Annotated in this window: 5 protein-coding genes; 2 read left to right on the forward strand and 3 right to left on the reverse strand. The window is 38.3% G+C overall.

What is annotated here, in order from left to right; all coding sequences use genetic code 11:
- Together AC1DG9_RS23630 and AC1DG9_RS23635 are read right to left on the reverse strand one after the other, a co-directional pair.
- A partial coding sequence (locus tag AC1DG9_RS23630) for a uridine kinase family protein (protein WP_477635353.1) occupies positions 1 to 561 on the reverse strand: 561 nt, incomplete at its 3' end.
- Positions 551 to 1,783: a LysM peptidoglycan-binding domain-containing protein gene (locus tag AC1DG9_RS23635; protein WP_337716613.1), complete on the reverse strand. Its 1,233-nt coding sequence runs from the start codon at positions 1,781 to 1,783 to the stop codon at positions 551 to 553. The genes AC1DG9_RS23635 and AC1DG9_RS23630, both read right to left, overlap by 11 nt.
- Before the next feature lie 182 nt (positions 1,784 to 1,965).
- On the opposite strand from AC1DG9_RS23635, the gene AC1DG9_RS23640 reads away from it, so the two are divergent.
- Positions 1,966 to 2,445, forward strand: coding sequence for a Dps family protein (locus tag AC1DG9_RS23640; protein ID WP_172659893.1), 480 nt, complete (start codon positions 1,966 to 1,968; stop codon positions 2,443 to 2,445).
- 184 nt (positions 2,446 to 2,629) lie between these two features.
- Positions 2,630 to 4,465: a UbiD family decarboxylase gene (locus tag AC1DG9_RS23645; RefSeq protein WP_337716615.1), complete on the forward strand. Its 1,836-nt coding sequence runs from the start codon at positions 2,630 to 2,632 to the stop codon at positions 4,463 to 4,465.
- Between the two features lie 168 nt (positions 4,466 to 4,633).
- Here AC1DG9_RS23645 and AC1DG9_RS23650 read toward each other — a convergent pair.
- A partial coding sequence (locus AC1DG9_RS23650) for a hypothetical protein (RefSeq protein ID WP_477635354.1) occupies positions 4,634 to 5,700 on the reverse strand: 1,067 nt, incomplete at its 5' end.

The raw sequence follows: 5,700 nt of genomic DNA on the forward strand, positions 1-5,700 counted from the left end.
GTTTATAATAACCTGATCACATTCGCCTTTGTAAGGCAATAAGAACTCTTTGTAAGCAGGAACCACATGATTGTGCCATTTGTAAACCACATCTTCTTCAGGGTATCCGCGTTCCATACCATCGCGTTTAATTCTGCGGTCTAATGCCACAGATTCTTCTGCCTCAACAAAAATCCTGTGATCCAGAAGGGCAGCAATTTCTTTAAAATGGAGGATAAAAAGCCCCTCAACAATGATAATAGGAGCAGGATTAATTTCCAGTATTTTGGTTATTGCTAATGGATTATTGAAATTGTATTCTTTCTTATAAACAACTTCTCCTTTTAAGAGTTTCTTAATATCAAGCAGAAACTGCTGATCATCTATGGTTGATGGCAGATCAAAGTTGTATAATTTATTCTCTTCCTGAGTCATTTCACCCGCCGGGATGTAATAATCATCCTGTGAAACTAATGTTACCTCATCATTTTTAAAATGATGTAGGAAACAATTCAAAAAGAAGGTTTTACCGGATCCACTACCACCCGCAATACCGATAATAAAGGGCTTATTATTGTTCATTCTCTTGTCCGCCGTATGTTAAATTGCAATAAAATCTTTTGTCTAAAGCTCCCAGTGCATCAGCAACTGCTTTAGTCATTACAATTATAACATCTTTTGTAGACTCATTTTCAGAAAATTTACCAACAACTTTTGCAAAGGTTGATCTGTTGCTCATTGGGTTGGTAATTTTCATTACGGTACCAATTGGAGCTGTGCGGTGTAAAACCAACATTTTAGTAGGATCGAGATCAGTATCAGAAATCCATACGGCGGTACCTTTTTCGTCGATCTGGTTTAAGCCATACCTGCTTGCCGCATATTTTAATGATGGATCTTTGATGGAATTTAGGGTGTCAAGAGGGTGTTCAGGCTCTTGCGGAGTAACAGGGTATTGACCCCTGATCCATAATTTCTGACCAACAGTTAATGAATTGTCTGTCAGGTTATTTTTAGCCTTTAACTGATCCATTGTTAACTTGTATCGTGTTGCGATAGAATACATCGTTTCGTTTGATGCAACTGTATGAATCAATAACGGCCCGTTATCTTGTTTTGCCGAATCTGGCTTCGTAGAATCTGGTTTTGAAGTGGCGGGCTTTGAAGTATCTGGCTTAACTGCTGCAGGTTTTTGGATTGGCAGTTGAGGCTTTATGCTGTCTTTTTTTACCACAACGGCCACAGGATCCTTTTGTGTATTTTCAACCGGTGGTGTGTTGATCTTTTCAGGATCTACAGTTGCCAATGGTGTTCCATCCGGAGATTTTGTAGCAGGGATTTTTAGTATCTGACCAATTTGTAAGTTTATTGAACGAAGATTATTAACCCTTTTGATTTCGTTTACAGTAGTGCCGTATTTTTCGGCAAGCATATTAAGGTTTTCTTTTTTCTGAACGGCATGTTCTATAAGATTGCCCTCGGTAGGCGTGTCAGTAACTGCGGGCGTTGCGGTTTCTTTAGTGCTTGCAGTAGCAGTCGGATTTCCGTTAAATGGGATGTCAGTAGGTACTTTAATGATTACACCAATTTGAAGGTACTTGTTGTCATTAAAAGTCATAATATACTTAGGAACAACGTTATATCTTCTTCCTAATGAGTAATAGGTGTCTTTTGCGACAATCTTATGGATGATCAATTTTTTACCATTGTAATTTTCAACCCCAATTGAATCCCTGGTGTTTGCTTTAGCAGCTGAAAAACTAAGAAGTACGGCAAAGAATGATACTATATAATATTTATACATTAATTTTCTGATAAAGTAATTTCGCAATTATACGAATAATAAAAATAACCCCTGAATTGATACTATAAACGTTGCTTATGATTTACTATTGTATGTTTAAGAACATTTTTCAAACCATTTTAATTAGGTATTGTTATATTTTCAATTCCTGTTAAGGGCGACAAAATAAAAAAATAAATACTATGGACGCAAAAGAAATCAGTTTAAATGAAAAGAAAGTAAAACCCGTTGTAGATATGCTTAACGATTATTTAGCAAACTACCACGTTCATTATCAGAAATTAAGAGGATGCCACTGGAACATTAAGGGCCAGAATTTTTTTACACTGCACATAAAATTTGAGGAGTTATATACCAATGCGCAACTTACAATTGATGAGATTGCTGAACGTGTTTTGACACTTGGGAAACCACCTCATAGTCGTTTCGCTGACTATATTAAAGAATCTGCGATAAAAGAAATTGATACCATAGGCTTAAAGGATTTGGATATGGTGGATGCCGTTCTGGACGATATGGCTAAACTAATCGAAATAGAACGCGAACTCCTTGAAGCAACCGATAAAGCCGGCGATGACGGATCTAACGATATGGTAAACAGGTTTATGCAGTTCAAAGAAAAAAATACCTGGATGCTTCGTTCATTTGCAGGCAAGAAATAATCCCCATCTCGTCATCTCGACAACAGGAGAGATCCCTTGGTTATGCCCGTTTGCTTCACAGCTACTGTGCGTTTTCAAGAGATCTCTCCTGTTGTCGAGATGACGATTTGTATCATAGCATAACTATATCTTTGGATATCAAGTTGCCTTTAAATATCAAGTTCTTTAATATCTTTGGCATGTAATGGGATATAAAAGTTTAGCAGACTGTGTTGCCGATCTTGAAAAGCATGGGCATTTAATCAGGATAAAAGAAGAAGTTGATCCTTACCTTGAAATGGCTGCAATACATCTAAGGGTGTATGAGCAGCAAGGACCGGCATTGTACTTTGAGAAGGTTAAGGGAAGTAAATTTCCTGCTGTTTCCAATTTGTTTGGAACATTAGAACGTTCCAAATTCATGTTTCGCGATAGCCTGCCTAAAGTTGAACAACTGGTAAACCTTAGATCTGACCCTGTTAAAGCACTAAAAAATCCTTTTAAATTACCAGGTATCGCTTTTACTGCATTAACAGCACTTCCCTTAAAGCAAAGCCTGTTTAAAGCTAATTTTAGCAAAACTACCATCAGCGAATTACCTCAGATTGTGAACTGGCCAATGGATGGAGGCCCTTTTATTACCATGCCCCAGGTTTATACAGAAGATATCGATAAACCGGGCGTGTTAAATGCAAATCTGGGTATGTATAGAATACAGTTGGCGGGCAATGATTACGAAACCAACAAAGAAATAGGATTACATTATCAAATACATAGGGGTATAGGTGTTCATCAATCTAAAGCCAATGCAAAAGGACTGCCTTTAAAGGTGAGTATTTTTGTTGGTGGTCCACCTTCTCATCCTTTGGCTGCGGTAATGCCTTTGCCCGAAGGCCTTTCGGAAATGACTTTTGCAGGAGCCTTAGGTAACAGAAGGTTCAGGTACTTTTATGATGATGAGGGATTCTGCATTTCTGCAGATGCTGATTTCGTAATAACAGGTACTGTTTATCCGCAAGAGAACAAGCCAGAAGGACCGTTTGGGGATCATTTGGGTTACTATAGCCTTACCCATCCTTTTCCATTAATGAAGGTGCATAATGTTTATCACCGGAACGATGCAATATGGTCGTTTACCGTAGTAGGTAGGCCTCCTCAGGAAGATACCAGTTTTGGTGCATTGATTCATGAGATTGCAGGATCGGCCTTGCCAAAAGAAATACATGGATTAAAAGAAGTAAATGCTGTTGATGCAGCAGGGGTACACCCTTTATTATTTGCCATTGGAAGTGAGCGTTATACACCATATCTTAAGGAAAGAAGGCCTCAGGAAATTTTAACTATTGCAAACCATATTCTTGGTAAGAATCAGTTAAGCTTAGCTAAGTACTTATTTATTGCTGCCAGAGAAGATAATGAACAGTTAGATACTCATGATCTTTCTGGTTTTATACAACATGTATTGGAACGTATTGATCTTACAAGGGATCTGCATTTTCATACCAAAACAACTATTGATACTTTAGATTACAGTGGAGAGGGGTTAAACAGTGGTTCTAAAGTAGTGTTTGCTGCGGCAGGAGAGAAAAAGAGAGTGCTTGCGACCGAACCTCCCGAAGGTTTTGTAATGCCTGCTGATTTCTGTTCTGTTAAGCTTGCTATTCCAGGTGTAATGGCTTTGCAGCTTCCGGCTTATACTAGCGCCAGAGCGGCAAAAGATGAGGTAGCTCTATTAGAGGAAGCTGTAAAAGGTAAAGATTTAAGTGGTATACCGCTAATTGTGCTTTGTGATGATGCTGAATTTACTGCTCAGAATATAAACAATTTGGTATGGGTAACCTTTACGCGTAGCAATCCGGCAACTGATATTCATGGTATTTCGGAGTTTATTGATGATAAACACTGGGGCTGTAATGGGCCTGTGATAATTGATGCACGTAAAAAACCGCACCACGCGCCTGAGTTATTGAAAGTACCCGAAATAGAAGAAAAAGTAAATAGACTAGGTGAGAACGGGGCCTCGTTATTTGGAGTGATCTAGTTTAATAAAAAAAAGATTGATATACGATAGTATAGAGGGTAAAAACTGAGTTTTAATAGAGAATAGTCGTTCAGAATCGTTGCAAAGTCGTTTATTTTATAGCGCATTTTCGTCATCTCGACGATAGGAGAGACCTCTTGATTATGCGAATTTGCGGCTACTTCTCGATCAAGAGAGCTCTCCTATCGTCGAGCTTAAGCTAAATGCATTATCTATTTTATATTCTGCTCCAAGTCTAAAGTTAACGGCTTGTTTATAATTGTCTCTTACTGAATTGTTTTCGTCTACAATTGTTGCCGGATCTAGCCCCTGATCAGTTGAGAAACGAATCGTACTGTAATCAACATAATCCACATCGGCAGAGATCAAAGCTTTACCTGCAATTACATAACTAGCGCCCAAAGATCCTTTTAAAGGTGTCCTAACACGGTAATTGAATGGATAGTTTTGTACAGTGCCATTAAGGCTTCCTGCGTTAGCACCACCAACAATTTTGGAGTCTAAAACTATTGAGGTATTGTCTTCAATAAGCATCCATGAAGGAGATTGTAAGGTTGCTCCAATTCTAAAGTTTTCAACCGGTCTAACAATTATCCCTAAACGGGCATTGTATCCTGATCCTTTTGATTCCTGATTTTGTCTGTAAGATAGGTTGTACTTTGAGTTGTCAACCATTGTTCCTGATTCAGTAAACTCACTGTCGTTGATGTAACGAACATTTACCAATGAGACACTTGCTCCTATATACACCTGGTTAGAAATGTTAATAGCTCCCGATGCGGTAAGTTCAGATGTTGAACCTGATCTTATTTCACTTTTCTTTTGTGTGTTAGGTACATTTGTAGACGCAAAATATTCGTCTTTTACCCCATCGTAATCTAAAAGGTACCCATCATAAGCGTCTTTTTGTACAGAGCCATTTGTTAAGCCGTTTGAATTTGCCAGATCACCAAAATAATCTACGATTGAATTACTTGGGTTTGATCCACCGTAATTGAAATTAGCGGTAAAATCATTGTTTCTGTTGTAGGCAATTCCGAACACAGTACTTACCACCCCGCGTTGGGTGTCTTGCCCTTTCATTCTAATAGCGGGGCTAAAAAGTACCAGACCAATATGGTTAAGGTTTACGTTGTCTTTTGTGGATTTTGTGTTTTGGTTCAGAAAGTTTGCATTTCCAGAGAAATTATTGAATTCAGGAGTTACACTGAATTCAGATTTAGTGAACATTCCAA

It is taken from the genome of Pedobacter sp. 05L430 (genome assembly GCF_056397585.1).

Bases quoted from the DNA above. Each gene is read 5' to 3' on its own strand.
- AC1DG9_RS23635 (WP_337716613.1), bottom strand. From the start codon at position 1,783: ATGTATAAATATTATATAGTATCATTCTTTGCCGTACTTCTTAGTTTT.
- AC1DG9_RS23645 (WP_337716615.1), top strand. From the start codon at position 2,630: ATGGGATATAAAAGTTTAGCAGACTGTGTTGCCGATCTTGAAAAGCAT.
- AC1DG9_RS23640 (WP_172659893.1), top strand. From the start codon at position 1,966: ATGGACGCAAAAGAAATCAGTTTAAATGAAAAGAAAGTAAAACCCGTT.